13 protein-coding genes and 1 pseudogene are annotated in these 14,942 nt (G+C 58.3%); 5 read left to right on the forward strand and 9 right to left on the reverse strand.

The window, feature by feature from the left end; translation table 11 throughout:
* Positions 1 to 34: 34 nt before the first annotated feature.
* From ACZZ0A_RS08025 to ACZZ0A_RS08040, 4 genes are read right to left on the reverse strand one after another with little or no spacing between them, the layout of a single operon-like run.
* Positions 35 to 814, reverse strand: a complete 780-nt coding sequence (locus tag ACZZ0A_RS08025; RefSeq protein ID WP_007919612.1) for a PoNe immunity protein domain-containing protein — start codon at positions 812 to 814, stop codon at positions 35 to 37.
* A complete protein-coding gene (locus ACZZ0A_RS08030) occupies positions 811 to 1,935 on the reverse strand; it encodes a DUF3396 domain-containing protein (protein WP_150752206.1) in 1,125 nt (374 codons plus the stop codon). The genes ACZZ0A_RS08025 and ACZZ0A_RS08030 overlap by 4 nt, the downstream gene beginning before the upstream one ends.
* 14 nt (positions 1,936 to 1,949) lie before the next feature.
* Positions 1,950 to 3,236: a VRR-NUC domain-containing protein gene (locus ACZZ0A_RS08035; protein ID WP_007919616.1), complete on the reverse strand. Its 1,287-nt coding sequence runs from the start codon at positions 3,234 to 3,236 to the stop codon at positions 1,950 to 1,952.
* A 3-nt stretch (positions 3,237 to 3,239) separates the two neighbouring features.
* Positions 3,240 to 5,483 (reverse strand): type VI secretion system Vgr family protein, encoded by a 2,244-nt coding sequence (locus tag ACZZ0A_RS08040; protein ID WP_463542813.1) that lies wholly within the window; start codon positions 5,481 to 5,483, stop codon positions 3,240 to 3,242.
* 129 nt (positions 5,484 to 5,612) lie between these two features.
* Between ACZZ0A_RS08040 and ACZZ0A_RS08045 the strand changes: the two are divergent.
* Positions 5,613 to 5,874, forward strand: a pseudogene (locus ACZZ0A_RS08045) (helix-turn-helix domain-containing protein); the annotation flags it as partial.
* Between the two features lie 97 nt (positions 5,875 to 5,971).
* Here the strand turns inward: ACZZ0A_RS08045 and ACZZ0A_RS08050 are convergent.
* Positions 5,972 to 6,163, reverse strand: coding sequence for a hypothetical protein (locus ACZZ0A_RS08050; protein WP_007919624.1), 192 nt, complete (start codon positions 6,161 to 6,163; stop codon positions 5,972 to 5,974).
* Positions 6,164 to 6,454: 291 nt separating this feature from the next.
* On the opposite strand from ACZZ0A_RS08050, the gene ACZZ0A_RS08055 reads away from it, so the two are divergent.
* The 3 genes from ACZZ0A_RS08055 (at position 6,455) to ACZZ0A_RS08065 (ending at position 9,525) form a co-directional block, all read left to right on the forward strand.
* The gene (locus ACZZ0A_RS08055) at positions 6,455 to 7,951 is read left to right on the forward strand and encodes a helix-turn-helix transcriptional regulator (protein WP_463542815.1); all 1,497 of its coding nucleotides are present in this window, start codon (positions 6,455 to 6,457) and stop codon (positions 7,949 to 7,951) included.
* 135 nt (positions 7,952 to 8,086) lie between these two features.
* A complete protein-coding gene (locus ACZZ0A_RS08060; protein WP_007919628.1) occupies positions 8,087 to 8,344 on the forward strand; it encodes a DUF1652 domain-containing protein in 258 nt (85 codons plus the stop codon).
* A gap of 1,016 nt (positions 8,345 to 9,360) precedes the next feature.
* Positions 9,361 to 9,525 (forward strand): hypothetical protein, encoded by a 165-nt coding sequence (locus ACZZ0A_RS08065; protein WP_463542816.1) that lies wholly within the window; start codon positions 9,361 to 9,363, stop codon positions 9,523 to 9,525.
* A 123-nt stretch (positions 9,526 to 9,648) separates the two neighbouring features.
* Here the strand turns inward: ACZZ0A_RS08065 and ACZZ0A_RS08070 are convergent, their stop codons facing one another.
* Both ACZZ0A_RS08070 and ACZZ0A_RS08075 read right to left on the reverse strand, forming a co-directional pair.
* The gene (locus ACZZ0A_RS08070; protein ID WP_007911074.1) at positions 9,649 to 10,416 is read right to left on the reverse strand and encodes an SDR family oxidoreductase; all 768 of its coding nucleotides are present in this window, start codon (positions 10,414 to 10,416) and stop codon (positions 9,649 to 9,651) included.
* A 22-nt stretch (positions 10,417 to 10,438) separates the two neighbouring features.
* Positions 10,439 to 11,506, reverse strand: coding sequence for a phosphotransferase family protein (locus tag ACZZ0A_RS08075; RefSeq protein WP_463542817.1), 1,068 nt, complete (start codon positions 11,504 to 11,506; stop codon positions 10,439 to 10,441).
* A gap of 190 nt (positions 11,507 to 11,696) precedes the next feature.
* On the opposite strand from ACZZ0A_RS08075, the gene ACZZ0A_RS08080 reads away from it, so the two are divergent.
* Positions 11,697 to 12,092: a DUF4280 domain-containing protein gene (locus ACZZ0A_RS08080; RefSeq protein ID WP_007911072.1), complete on the forward strand. Its 396-nt coding sequence runs from the start codon at positions 11,697 to 11,699 to the stop codon at positions 12,090 to 12,092.
* Between the two features lie 258 nt (positions 12,093 to 12,350).
* Here ACZZ0A_RS08080 and ACZZ0A_RS08085 read toward each other — a convergent pair whose 3' ends face one another.
* The gene (locus tag ACZZ0A_RS08085) at positions 12,351 to 12,893 is read right to left on the reverse strand and encodes a toxin-antitoxin system YwqK family antitoxin (RefSeq protein ID WP_463542818.1); all 543 of its coding nucleotides are present in this window, start codon (positions 12,891 to 12,893) and stop codon (positions 12,351 to 12,353) included.
* Positions 12,894 to 12,905: 12 nt separating this feature from the next.
* Complete coding sequence (locus ACZZ0A_RS08090; protein WP_463542819.1) at positions 12,906 to 14,915, reverse strand: type VI secretion system Vgr family protein; 2,010 nt, start codon at positions 14,913 to 14,915, stop codon at positions 12,906 to 12,908.
* Between the last annotated feature and the right edge of the window lie 27 nt (positions 14,916 to 14,942).

Genomic DNA, 14,942 nt, shown 5'->3' on the forward strand with positions numbered 1-14,942 from the left:
TCAGCTGGGGGATACGAATTCCGGTGCAATCGATTCACCGACTTCGCGCGTACTCGACGAGATCTTTCGGGTAAACCCAGTGATCGACATGGCGATCATCCAAGCCATACAGAAAGACAATCGCCGCAGCTTCGAATGCCCAGTAGCCGACGTAGTTGCCGTCGTCGCCCTGTAAGTGCGTATCGTGCCAAGGCGCTTGTTCGAAAGCTGGATACCAAGTCTGGCAATACTCCTTGAGCAGCAGGGACGCCTCTTCGCGGGTGTCGGCATAGATTGCCTGTACGAGAGGGGTGTAGACGTCGTGATACCACTGATCAACGTCTTGCCGATCAGGCAGGACTTTTTTCAGCAGATCTTCATAGAGCGTGTCGTCACCGGCGTAACCAGCGTCGTCCAGAAGTTTAACGAATCGTATGAGCAGGTCCTTGCGGTCGAGCAGAATGCACAGGCTGATCACTTGAACGGCTTCTTCGTATTCATCTGGCCAATCATCAATGGCGAGTGGTGAGATTTGCGGTACATCTTCGTAGGCGGCCAGCCTCTGCTGGCGCAGTTCATACTGATCGAGCAAGTCTTCAAGTAACGGGAGGAGAGCTTCGATAGGCTCGCCAACGGTATAAGTTGCAAGCAACTTATCAAGCGCCAGTCTCTGAAAGAATGCCGCGCGCAGGCTGGCTTCTTCGTCGTCAGAATCTGATTGGAAGCGATTGGTCTTGAAGAACTCCACGACAGCATCATGTTCCCCGAGAAAGTGTGCGTAGTGGCGTCTGCTGAAAAAGGATTGGCGTTCGCTCGCTCTTATTCCTGCACTCACGCTTCACCTGACCAATACCAAAGCGTATCGCCCCAATTCGAGCCACTGAACCGAGGCATTATTTCCCCCAAGTCGAAGTAACGTCGGGAGTTTGCCTGTGCGGGGCTGAACCAATAACCCGCGGCGCTACAAGGCTGACCGGCCTCTATTCGTGCTGGAGTTTTCGAATGCGCATCGTCTTGGTCGAATCGCGCGTACCAGCGCTCGGTACTGTCTTGTTCGAAGCAGTTACCGTAGGGTGAATAAGTGTGCAGTTGATCGGGTTTTGGATTACGAAGCTGTTTCAATACGCGGTTCACCGCTACATAGGTTACGGGCAGAGGTTCATGGATAGCGCCCAGTTCGGGTAAAGCGCCGGCGCGAATGATCAGTCCGCCCTGATAATCCAGCATCTCGACGTCGCCACGTCCGCTTAAGGCGTGGCGTAATCCGTCTTTACCTCCCAGTTGCTCGGTAAATCGAGTGCCTACAATGGTGTACCAGTTGACACCTTTGATGTGATCAAGCAGTTCTCGTTTGAAGTTGTGCACCATTGAGTCAACTTCCAGACCGACATATTGCTGCGCCAGTTGAAATTCCATGGGCATGTAACGATCGAAGTCGTAGGGCAGTATGCTCGAGAGTCCGCCGTAGCCATGTTCGGCTTCAACCTGATCGCACAAGTAAACCAGCCATTCTTCAAAGCGCGCGACGCCATCGGGCTCTTTCAGGAAACTCCAGGGCAATGTCATCTTCAGGTATGAGCGTTTTTGATCGCCATGCACCTCGAACGAGTTCAGTGCGGACAGGCTGTACGCAGCAGCTTCGTTCGCCGTTGCGGCGCTGCTGATGTGCCATTCGTATTGTTCGTTTGGCCCTGACTCGCGGATTTTTTCCTGGGTTTTGCTGAATCCGGAATCTGTCAGCTTCTTGTAGCGGTCGTCGAACTGTCCCTTCAGATGCTGGCCGAACTCTTCCTTGAATCGGGTGAAACATTGCATGACATTGCGCTTGCTTTGCAGCGAGTAGCCTTCCTTGAAGTAGAGGGTTGCGATCAGCCCGAGTCGTACAACGGGGGTGTTATCGGGTAGCTCAAACGTCAGGTCTGGAGCTTGTTCGCTCAGTTTTTCCAATGTATTCATAAAGCTCTCTTTTATCAGGCTGTCGCCGCAGCAGTGATAGCAGCGCCGCCCAAAATGGTGGCTAGCACGGCCCATGAAAGCTGAGCCAGTCGAACGATAACCAAAATTGCTGCGACGATAGCAGCAGGCACACCGGCAGCAACCAGTGCCGCTCCAATAGCAAAAGCCACCACAACGGTGGCAACGACTGTTCCTACGTCAATCAATACTTGCATCCAGTCGATTTCCTTGAGCTTTTCCAAGGTCAGGTCGGTGAAATGCTGAATTTCCTTCCACGCAGCCCTGAGTTGCTCATCCGTCCAGCGAACGATCTTCGCACCTGTTTCACTGACCCATTCCCAGGCTTTTTGAGACTCACGTCTAATCCATTGACCCTTGATTCCGAGCCACGTAGCGGCGTCTTCGAGGTGTTGTTGCATTTCTTGCGATAGCCTTCGAATGCCCTGAGCACCTTGCTCCAAGAGCCCTTCAACGGCCTCTTGAAGTTGCGTCCAGCTTTCGACCCGCGCCGGTCTGGGTGTCGCTGTTGGGCCGTACGCGGGAACAGGGACCGGAGCGGGTCTTGGGGCTTGCCCCGGGCCTCCGGTCGGGGGCAGCAAAACAGGCCATTGCTGTGGGTTGAACTCACCAGTAGGCTTATGTTGTCTGTTGTATTCGCGGTCGCGTTCACGCTCGCCGTCATCTCGACAATCATTGATTTCGAGTACAGAAAAACGGTTTGGGCCACCTGCTATATCTAGATAAGCCTCTCGCTGTGCCATACCGAGGACGTCCCCGGGAAACTTCACTTCCACTAGCCTTTCCAGATTATCCGGGTGCGCAACACCTTGATGATCTGTTCCAGCTTGTCCCGGCCAACGCAAGCTGCGTGTCTTGACGATGATAACGTCGGGACGCCGTAATAATCCTTTGACTGAACCTTTAGGGAATGGAAAGAGTGAATGGCGCCGCGTGGGGTCTGGCTTCACGTCGTCGCCCAGCCATGAGGAACTCAGGAATGGTTTGGGGGGGAGGGACGACATGTCGAAGCAGACTTCAGCTTTGTAATCCCATTTGAATTCCCAGCGGTATTCATCTGCCCGAATCAATCCACTCATTACCAGCTGTTTAAGCTCCATGCCGGTGAAGTCGCCATCTTTGGCTTTTTTTATCGTTAATCTGGGAAACCGCGATGCGTAATTGGCTTTTTCCATCAGATACGGTTTGTTATCAGGATTGGGCAGCGGTGCTTGTTTGACCGTACCTTCGATACTGGTGTTCGTGCAGCCTTGTGGCGTTTGAGGTGGTTGCATGACCGGCATGATTCAGCCCTCCGAGTTGGCGTTTTTGAAGTCCAGGGTCATTTCCTTGGGTGCGCTTTCCCCTGCCCTGATCAACGGCTCTTCAGGCTCGGGTTTGCGAACAGGTGTCAGCAGTTCAACCTCTGCCGGGCTGCTGCTGTGTGCCTGAAAGGTTTTTCCTTCTTCGTTGGTATAACCAGCAATTCGGGTGCCATCAGCGAGCTTCAACGTATAGGGGGTACCCACCAGAGGTTCACCGGTTTTCTCATCCAGCAACAGGTAGCGCGCCTTGTGACTGCGCGGCGCGCTGTCAGGCAATTGGCCGAATTTATCGGTGTCAACTGCGCCGGGAATCAACGGCACCAGAATCCCGATCCCGGTGCCCACGCCGGGCGAGCCGCCGGTATTGATCTTCACCTCAGCCCCGCTAATGGTCACACCACCGGCATCCACCTTCACAAAACTCCCGCCAGCCTTGGCCGTGAGTTCCATTGCGCCTTCGACCACCACTTTCTGGCCGGCGTAGTAATGGATTTCTGACCCGGCCTCGACAAACTGCGCAGTCCCTACCTTCAGATGCTGCGTCACACCCACCTTCAGGTGATCATCCGCACGCATTTCGCTAATCCGATCCAGATGCGTAATCCGATGCTCTTCAACCTTGAACTCGCTCAGCGTATTGGCTTCAACGGTGTCATGTCGTTCGTTGCCGACGCGGATCTTCTGGTCGTGCTCAATGTTCTCATCCCAATCGCGCTGGGCATGGATGTAGATCTGCTCGACGCCTTTCTTGTCTTCAATCCGGAATTCGTTGTAGCCCTTGCCGCCCGGTGAACTCAGGGTTTTGAAGGTGCTGCGGGTCTTGTTGGCCGGCAGGTCGTAGGGGACGACGTTTTCCTTGTGGTACAGGCAACCGGTGACCAGAGGCTGGTCGGGATCGCCTTCGAGGAAGGTGACGAGGACTTCCATGCCGATGCGCGGGATGGCGATGCCGCCGTACGCGGCGCCGGCCCAGCCGCTGGCGACGCGCATCCAGCAAGTGGTTTTGTCGTCGCCCTGGCCGTCGCGGTCCCAGTGGAATTGCACTTTGATGCGGCCGTATTGGTCGCAGTGGATTTCTTCGCCTGCGGGGCCGGTGACGACGGCGGTCTGGCTGCCGAGGACTTTTGGTTTCGGGTGTTCGAGGGCAGGGCGGTAGTTCGCGTCCCATGGGGTGGCGAGGAAGCTGTTGCGGTAGCCCTGGTGGAAATCGCTTTTGTGGTCGGTGACGTCGCTGGTGACGTTTTCGCCGAGCACTTGCGGCTGTTTGCCTTCGTGGAAGACTTCCAGCAGCAGCCACAGGTCGTTCCACTCGGCGCGCGGGTGTTCGGCCAGCGTCAGGAAATGGCCGCTGGTGAGGGTTGGTTCGTCACCTTTGCCTTCGGCGAGTTTGTAGTCGCTGCGATGGCGTTCCAGCGCGCGGATGGAAAGGAACTTGCCGCGCTCGCGGGTGGTGAAGCGGCCGGGGTAGTCGTAGTCCTCGAGGTCCGGGGCAAAGGTGCTTTTCGCGGTTCCTTCGGGGAGGATCTGCGGTTTTTCGAAGTCGTAGTCGCGGCGGCTGACGCGCGTAGTGCGGGTTTCCAGGCGCAGGTTGAAACGCTTGATCACCGGTTTGTCGGCGGCCATGCCGGAGTCTTGCTGGTAGCTCACGGCTTTGAGTTTGCGGAACACGGTCTGGTCGTCGCCGAACACCAGTTTGTGGCCGCTGCTGCTGTGCTGGAAGTGGAAGTGAATGCCTTCTTCTTCGCACAGGCGCTGGATGAAGTGCAGGTCGGATTCGTCGTACTGCACGCAGTACTCGCGTTGCGGGTATTCGGCGCCGAGCTGGAAGCTGTAGGCGTCGGCGAGGATGCCGCGATCTTCCAGCACCTGAGCGATGATCTTCGGCACGGTCAGTTGCTGGAAAATCTGCTGATCGTGGTTGTGCTGCAGGTAGGCCAGTTGTGGCACCAGGCTGAGGCTGTAACGGGTCAGGGTTTTGCCGGAGTCGCCTTGCTCGATGCGGTAGACCAGACCGTGGATCTTGCCTTCGCCGGTCGGGCCGAAGGTCAGGACGCCGGGCTTGTGCAACAGCTCTTCGAGTTTGAGGTCGGGGCGGGCGCTGACGAGTTCGAGGTCGAAACGGAACGGTTGGTTGAGGGCTTCGCGACCGGTGAAGCTGAGGACTTGCAGGTCGGCGTTGGCGCCTTCGACAGTGAAGGTAATGTGGCTAGCGTTTGCATCCAGCATGCTCGACTCCATCCATTGGAAAAGCTGTGCCGATGTTGCAACAACTGAAACAGCCGATCAAGCGTCCAAACGCGCCATAATCAGCGATCAGACTCAGCCACGATTCAGCCATCGAGGGACGGACGAGCCATGGATTCGCTGATCAACGCCGCCGGCCGCGCGCTGTCTGCTGGTGACCCGCTAGGCGCGTTGAACTACGTCGCTCTGCGTGAGGACCCGCCGGCGCTGGCGCTGCGCGCTGCGCGCAATTGCCATGGCTCAGCTCGGTGATCTGTCCCGCGCCAAGGCGTTGTTGCAAAGGGCGATAAAGGCGTTCGGCAGCAATGAGCCGCTGTCACGGGCGCATTGTGTGGTCGCCGAGGCCGAGGCCGAGGTGGCGCTGGCAGCGCGGATCGCTTTTATTGCGCTGGCGGTGACAGTGGACGGGTGAGAGCGGTGCGTCGGCCTCAATGATCAAGGCATCTTTGCTGGCCCCTTCGCGAGCAGTGTCAGGCACCGCTGTTTCGTCGACGTTCAATACCCTCCGGGCCGCCGATGTCCAGCAGCCTTCTTTCCACCAAGACATTCTCCAGGGCCTGACGCTCGACTGGCGCCATTTGGTGCTCACGTTTTTTCAACTCCAGCAGAATCGGGTTGGACCAGGTGCGGTAGGTCTGTTCGATGGTGCGACGCGACGTCATCAGTCTCTCCTTGATCAAGAGCCCGGTGTTGCGGGCAGGGGCTCAATCCGATGAGGTATTAACGTTAGTCGACAAAGCAGGAAGTCGCGAATGCACCGTCATCCCCAGTAGGAGTGAGCCTGCTCGCGATAGCGGTGTGACAGTCAATATAAAAGTCAAATGACACACCGCTATCGTGTGCAGGCTCACTCCAACAAAGGGATTTGTGCCGTTGCGAACATTTATGCTCGGCACGATCAGAGGCCGCCGCGGTCGTACTCTTCACATGGGCGTATCACTTGTGGAGATCCAATGAGCCAGGAAGTCCTGACCACCGAAACCAACCGCCGCCAGTTGCAGCAGATCATCGCCGGGCTGTCCGACGGGGTGATTTTGCTGGAGCTGGATCAGAGCATTCTCTGGGCCAACGAAGCAGCGCTGGCCATGCACGGTGTCAAACGGATCACCGATCTGGGTCACAATGCCGACGAATACGCCAAGAAGTTCAACCTGCGCTATCGCAATAATCATTCGATCACCGCCGAAAACTACCCGATCAGCCGGGTGGCGCGCTGTGAGAGTTTCAATGACGTGCTGATTGAGGTGTCGCCGACCGACGACCCGGAACGTATCTGGGTGCACAGCGTGCGCAGCATGATTCTCACGGACCGCGAAGGGCAGCCCGAGTCGCTGGTGCTGATCATGAGCGACGTCACCGATTGGGCCAACGCCGAGCAGCGCTTCGAAAGGACGTTCAACGCCAACCCGGCGCCGGCGGTGATCTGTCGGCTCAGTGATTTGCGTTACATCAAGGTCAATCCGGGGTTTCTGGAAATGACCGGGTACACCCGTGAACAGGTGATTGGCACTTCCTCTTATGAAATCGACATTTTCGAGCAGGCCGAACACCGGGATCTGGCGATTCAGCGCCTGCGCGACGTTGCGACCATCCCGCAGATGCAGGCTGAACTGCGCCTGCCTGACGGCGGCAGCAAGCAAGTGATCGTCGCCGGGCAGCCGCTGACGCTCAACGATGAGGATTGCATGTTGTTTTCCTTCGTCGACATGGAGATGCGGCACAAGGCCGAGGTGGCGTTGCGTCAGAGTGAGGAACGTTTTGCCAAGGCGTTTCGCCTGACACCGGTGCCGATCCTGATTTGCAGTGCCGACGAGCAGCAGGTGATCGACGTCAATCAGGCGTTCCTTGAGGCCTTGGCCTTCGACAGCGAGGACGTGCTCGGTAAAACCGTGACGCAGTTGGATTTCATCGATGACAGTGGTGCACGCACGCAGTTGCTGGCGGCGCTGGCGAAAAACGGTCGGGTGGATCGGGTCGATGTGCGGGTGCGCAAGAAGGATGCGGACCTGCTCGAATGTGCGCTATCCGCCGATACCGTGAATATTCAGGACATGCCGTGTTATTTGCTGGTGCTGATGGACATCACCGAGCGCAAGCGCACCGAGCTTGAGTTGGTGGCGGCGATTGAGGAGGTGATGAAGGACGCTTCCTGGTTCAGCCGTACGTTGATCGAGAAACTGGCCAATGTGAAGAAGGTCAACTCGCCGCAACTGCCCAGCGTTTCGTTCACTGATCTGACGGCGCGTGAGCGTGATGTGCTGGGGTTGATCTGTGAAGGGCTGGCGGACAAGGAGATCGCGGCGCGGCTGAAACTCGCTCCGAATACGGTGCGAAATCATGTGGCGACGGTGTATTCCAAGCTTGATGTGCACAGCCGCAGTGAGGCGATTGTCTGGGCGCGGGAGCGTGGGCTGTTTGCCGGCGAATCGAGCGCCAAGGGTCAACGATAGGGTGCAAATGCACTAGTTGGCCTGGTGCAAATTGAGGTGTTGGCGGGTGAGGTCTGTTCTTAGTCTGGTGGGGTGCGATACGAGGTTTTTTGGCTCGGGATCGCGGCCCTTCGCAGTCGTTATAGGAACAGTCTGATGATGAATCTTGCGCAGTTGCGCACGCAGCTTGAACGCAGTTTTTCGCCGCTGGCGTGTGAGTGTCTGGTGGACGGCGATCATTCGCTGACGGTGAAGCTTTATCACCCGGTGTCGGGGCAGGTGGATCTGGTGATCAGTGGGCTGAAACTTAATGCGCTGCGGACGCCTGAGTCGGTTGATGCTTTGATTGAAGAATTGCGGTATGAGCTTGAGAGCAATTCTTTGCGTTCGTTTCGGGATCCGGATTTGGCTTAGCGCCGCCCTTTGGTTCTTGGCGGCCTTTGGGCCGACCATGCTGTTGGGGGGTGGGGGTAGATCCGTTGCTGCGGGTGTTGCCGCTGGCGGTTTCGCCCTTACGGCGAGTCCCTTTGGCAAACGCCCCAAAGGAACCAAAGGTCTGCGCCCTGACGTTCGGCCCGCTCGCTGGGGCTCGGGGTTCCTTCGCTCCGGGATCGATCCGGGGGCATCGTCTACGGTTTGCTTCGCTGCACCTCCTCTCGATGTGTTCGACTTCGTCGAACGGTCGCTGCGCTCCCACCCCCGGATCAATCCCTCCACTCAGCCTGCCGACGGGCTCCCAGGTCAAGATCAAGAGCCGCAGCCGAGCTAACGCTCATCCTGTTGAGTGGTTAGGAGCAGAAGCGGTGTGTGGGTTGCGCTGTTTGCTTCTGCTTCTGCTTCTGCTTCTGCTTCTGCTTCTGCTTTTCTGTGGGAGCGAGCCTGCTTGCGAAGGGGCCTTGTCTGGCAATGTGCGTTTCACTCTGCTAACTCGCTCAAACCCCGACGCAAAATCGACAGCCATTACCACCCAATCGGGCCAATTCACTGGCGCTTGCAGGGCGCTCGGCTATAAAGAATGAGTGGTCAGGTCTTCCGTGGTCGGTTGGGTCGCGGAAGTTGCTCTTCCATTCATCGCGGGTCGTCCTATGAACAATCTTGGGAAACGCGTGTTGCCGTTGACTTTTTTTGCCGTTTTGCTGGCGGGTTGTGCCAGTCCTCCACCCCCTCCACCGGTTGCGCCACCTCCGCCACCGGAACGTACTTGCCAGGTGCTCGAAAATACTGAAGTCGCCGGTGACATGTACGCCGACGGGCAGGTTACTCGACACATCACCACTACCCGTTGTGTCACGCAGTAGCGCCGGCGGGGCGCAAGTCTCGGGTTGAGCGGGTTGTGCTGGTCGCCGTCCTGGCCGGTACGGCGGTGGTTGCCGTGGAAGGCGCCATTGCGGCGATGCACAGTCAGCCCGACTTGTTGGGGGTGATGGTGATTGCGTTTTTCGTCGGCCTCGGCGGCGGGGGTGGCGCTGGTTGCCGTTGCGTGCAGGCTGGGCGTTTCACCGGTCGCGGCGGCGTTGCTGGCGGGGGCGGTGTGTCTGGCTCTGCGTTTGCTGTCGGTGCATTACGGCTGGCAATTGCCGAAAGTCATTGCCTGATGCACAACCCTTGCAGGAGTGAGCCTGCTCGCGATAGCGGTGTGTCAGTCAACATTTATGTATCTGACACACCGCTATCGCGAGCAGGCTCACTCCTACAGGGGGTTAATCATTTACCCGGGATCAGGACAGGAAACCACCGTCCACATTCAGCGCAACGCCGGTGGTGTAGCTCGACGCATCGCTGGCCAGGTACAACACCGCACCGGCCATTTCACTCGGATCCGCCACGCGCTTGAGCGGGATCTGCGTCAGTGCCTGCTTGAGGATCGCATCGTTTTTCACCAGTGCCGAGGCGAACTTGGTGTCGGTCAGGCCCGGCAGCAGGGCGTTGCAGCGGATGCCGAACTGCGCGCATTCCTTGGCAAAGACTTTGGTCATGTTGATCACCGCCGCCTTGGTCACCGAGTAGATGCCCTGGAAGATCCCCGGTGAAATGCCGTTGATCGACGCGACGTTGATGATGCTGCCGCCACCGTTTTCGCGCATCAGTTTGCCGGCTTCGACGGACATGAAGAAGTAGCCACGAATGTTCACATCGACAGTCTTCTGGAACGCGCCCAAGTCAGTGTCCAGCACGTTGCAGAACTGCGGGTTGGTCGCGGCATTGTTGACCAGAATATCGAGGCGGCCGAACTGTTCCTTGATCCCGGCAAACACTTGGGCAATCTGCTCCATTTCACCGATGTGACAGGCAACTGCGGTGGCTTTGCCGCCAGCAGCGATGATCGCATCGGCCACGTGTTGGCAGCCGTCGAGTTTGCGGCTCGAGACAATCACGTGGGCGCCTTGCTGGGCGAGCAGTTTGGCGATGGCTTCACCGATGCCGCGGCTGGCGCCGGAGACGAAAGCGATCTTGCCGTCGAGGTCGAACAACTGAGTCTTGGACATAAGGGTTCCTGGGTGTGGGCCGTCAGAGGCTCGATTTCGCAATGACCTGCAAGCTCATCTGCTCCAGCAGTTTGTTCATGTGAATGAACTGCGCGAAGCGTTTGTCCTGGGTCTGGCCGTGGTAGAAGCGGTAGTAGATCTGCTGCACGATGCCGGCCAGGCGAAACAGGCCGTAGGTGTAGTAGAAGTCGAAATTGTCGATCTGGATGCCCGAACGTTCGGCGTAGTAATCGACGAATTCACGGCGGGTGAGCATGCCCGGTGCGTGGCTCGGCTGGCGGCGCATCAGTTGCACCGGCGCCGGATCGTCCGCCTGAATCCAATAAGCGAGGGTGTTGCCCACGTCCATCAGCGGGTCGCCGAGGGTAGTCAGTTCCCAATCCAGCACACCGATGATCTGCATCGGATTTTGCGGGTCGAGAATGACGTTGTCGAAGCGATAGTCGTTGTGGACGATGCTTGAGGTTGGGTGGTCAGCCGGCATCTTGTCGTTGAGCCAGGCTTTGACCTTTTCCCAGTGTGGCGCGTCGGGCGTCAGGGCCTTTTCGTAGCGTTCGCTCCAGCCTTTGATCTGGCGGGCAACGTAGCCTTCCGGCTTGCCCAGATCACCGAGGCCACAGGCGTTGTAGTCGACGCGGTGCAGTTCGACGAAGCGGTCGATGAAGCTTTTGCACAAGGCTTCGGTTTTCGCTGAGTCGAGGCCCAGTTCCGGCGGCAGCTCCGAGCGCAGGATGATGCCGTTGACCCGTTCCATCACATAGAACTCGGCGCCGATCACCGATTCGTCGGTGCAGTGCACGTAGGCTTTCGGGCAATACGGAAAACCGTCGCGCAATTGATTGAGGATACGGAATTCGCGGCCCATGTCGTGGGCAGACTTGGCTTTGTGGCCAAACGGCGGGCGGCGCAGGACGAATTCCTGTTCCGGGTATTCCAGCAGGTAGGTCAGGTTCGAGGCACCGCCGGGGAACTGGCTGATCGCAGGCAAGCCGCTCAGGCCCGGAATGTGCGCCTTAAGGTACGGATCAATCAGGCTGGCATCGAGTTCTTCGCCAGAGCGGATACGGGTGGACTGGTCAGTAAGCGCCATGCTTATCCCTTCTGCTTATTTTGGAGGCCAGACATCATTGGCTAATCTAATGGTGCGCTCGGGCAGTCACAAGCGCAGGTCGGTCTTATAGGTTAGCGTGTTGCCGGATAATCACCTTTGAGAATGTGCGCGACGGGCCGCAGCAGACTAAGGTTTAGCGGGTATGCCATGGGCAAAAAGGAGCTTTGAAATGGGCTGTCCGCAAGTCTGTGCCACGGCCACTTTGCAATGCAGCTTCGGCGCCGCGCCGTCGATGCTCAATGTGTTGCCGGTGAATCGCACGCTGACCGGCGGGATGCCGGCGGCGAACATCATGGATCACATCCCGCTGGTGAATATCCTGCCGTTCGGGGTGTGCATGAGCATGGCCAATCCGATGGTCGCCGCTGCAACTGCCGCCGCCCTGGGGGTGTTGACGCCGATGCCGTGTATTCCGGCGACGGCCACACCGTGGATTCCCGGCGGGGCGCCGACGTTGTTGCTGGGCGGGATGCCGGCGATCGATGCCAACTCAACGTTGATGTGCAACTGGGCGGGGGTGATCAAGATTGTGGTGCCGGGGCAGATGCAGATGCTTATTCCCTGAGTTTTTTACTTGGCGTGAAATCCAAACCCCTCACCCCAGCCCTCTCCCGGAGGGAGAGGGAGCCGACCGAGGTGTCTCGCGCTGTACATCGACCTGAATAACCGAGCCGATTATTCGTGCTGTGCCTCGACCTATCTGCGGAGCGGGTCGGTTATGGATTCACAGCAAGTCTTTCACGTCGGCGTAACTCGCCAATCTCCCCCGATCAGTTCCCTCTCCCTCTGGGAGAGGGCTAGGGTGAGGGGCTCTTCAAGGTTCTCAAACCTGCTGCGGATCCGCCCACTGCCGATACCACCAGCGCACCCGCGAAATCGGCTTGCCATCCGCCCCCAGCGGCCGCCCGTCCTCGGCAAATCCTTGTTCCGGCTCCAGCAACTGGCCATTCACATAGCGCGCCTCCACCGCCGGTTTGCCATTGGGGTGAAAGCGCTGATAGCGCCCCTCACGCACACCATCGCGATAAAACTCAGCCTCCGCCACTTGTCCGTCGGCAAAGTAATTGAACGCCTCGCCATGCAACAAGCCGCGGCGATACGTCGCTTTACGTTGCAGAAAACCCTCGGGCGCATAAAAACTGGCAACGCCCTGCAACTTGCCGCGTACAAACGGCATCTGTGCCGAGACCTTACCGTTGGTGTGATACAGCAGTGAGGTGCCGTGCAATTCGCCCTGGTTGTAATTCAGATCCGCCTGTTTGCGCCCGTCATCCTTGATGTTCAGCGGGCCATCAAGCTGACCGTCTTGCAGGCGCCCCTTGAGCTGCTTGTCATCCTGCTGCAGATCCAGCGGTGTGATCGCCATGGTTTCTCCTTGTCAGTTGACCTGCACCAGGCCGCCCTTGATGGTCAGCATGCCGCCGCCATCCACGGTCTGCGAGGCTGCGCCTTTGTTGGTCAGGCTGATCCCGGCATCGTTGGTCAGCGTCGTTCCGGCCTTGTTGTCCAGTGAGGTACCGGCCTGATTGGTCAAGGCAGTGCCGGCCTTGTGCGTGATCGATGTGCTGGCCGAGGTCGCCAGATCGGCGCCGCTCTTGATCGTGAAGCTGCCGCCACTTTGCAGGGTGAGGGTGCCGCTGACTTTGATCGTCAGGTTGCCATCGACTGTCAGGCTGTAATCGCCGCTGACCTTGTCGGTGTAATTGCCGCCGGTGCTGTGATTCTGGTCGGCGCCGACCGTCACCGTGCGGCTGTCTTTGACATCGAGGCTGTCGCTGCCGGTCTGAATCGTGACGCTGCGTTTGCCTTTTTCCAGGGTCACGGTCTCATCGCCGTCCTTGACTGTGCGGATGCGCGCGTTCTGCACGGTCAGGGTTTCATCGTGGCCGACGGTAGCGGTGGTGTCGTTGAGTACGTTGATGTTGAAATCCTTCTGCGCCTGCAAGAACACCTCCTCAGCGTCCTTCTTGTCCTCGAAGCGCAACTCGTTGAAACCGCCACCGCCCTTGGACGATTGGGTCTTGATCCCCGATTGCGTCTGATTGGCCGGCAACGCGTAGGGCAGGGCGTTGTCGCCGTTATAGACGCAACCGGTTACCAGTGGCCGATCCGGATCGCCATCGATAAACGTCACGATGACTTCCTGGCCGATGCGCGGGATGAACTGCATGCCGAAGCCCTTGCCACTCCACGGCAACACCACGCGCACCCAACAGGAACTGCTTTCATCATTCTTGCCGTCGCGATCCCACGGGAACTGCAACTTGATCCGGCCGTACTCGTCGGTCCAGATTTCCTCACCGGACTTGCCCACGACAATGGCTGTCTGCGGATGCATGCGCGGTTTCGGAGTGGTGCGTTGCGGACGAAACGGCGTGGCTTTGGGGATCGCTTCGAAGCGGTTGCGATAGCTTTCATGGCTGACGTCATGGGTGACCCGCGTCACCACCCAATCGATGTTCAGACTGGCATCGTCGTGCCCTTCGAGAGTGAACCAGTGCCCCGGAATCAACCAACGGCAGTCGCTTTCGCCGACAAAACGTTTCTCCTCGCTGCGCAAGCCATCGACCCGTTGCTTGGTCAACGCATCACCGCGCGCCTTGGCGTTGTAGCCGCCCGGATGCTCGTAGATCGAACGCGGCCCGGCGACGGCTTCGGCCTGGCCGTAGAGCGAAGTGGTTGGCGTGGTGAACTCGTAATCCGTCGCCCGATAGACCCCGGCCACCGCTTGCAGACACACCTGCCCGGAGCGGATCCCATGCAGTTCACGCTCGCCCAATCCCTGGCCCAGGTACTTGACCGTCGGCCCGTTGGGTATCTGTACGAAGGCATCGTTGCTGTCGCCGAGCACCAGCGTGTGCTTGCCTTCGTCGTGGGTGAAGAACCAGAAGATGCCTTCCTCTTCCAGTAGCCGCGAAACAAAAGCGAAATCGCTTTCGCCGTACTGCACGCAGTATTCACGGGGCGTGTAGCTGCCGGTCAGCGAGAGTTTGAAATCGGTGAAGCCATGGGCCTTGAAAATCGTCGTGACGATGTCCGACGTGGCGAGGTTCTGAAACACGCGGTTGTTGCTCGCGAGGGTCAGCCACCACAGCCACGGTCTGAGCAGGATCTTATAGCGCTCGGCTGTGGCATCGGCGGGCAGTTGGCGGATCTCGGCTACCAGTGCGTCGAACTCGCGCATCTGCGCATCGTTGTGCAGAGTGGTGGTGACGTGGGTAGCGATAGCGCTGGTCAGCGTAAGAGAAGTGCCGTCGTTGAGACCGTTGAGGGTTTGTGAACCCAATATGTTCAGGGCTTCGTCGCCTGAAAACGACTCAGGGAACAGCGCCGACAGCGAAGTGGCGGTGAGTGAAATCGTAGTGCTGCTGTCGGTGGCGCGAGGCATGAATTGGCCTTTGGTGAGCTTTCAGTT

It is taken from the genome of Pseudomonas sp. AC242, from assembly GCF_979258655.1.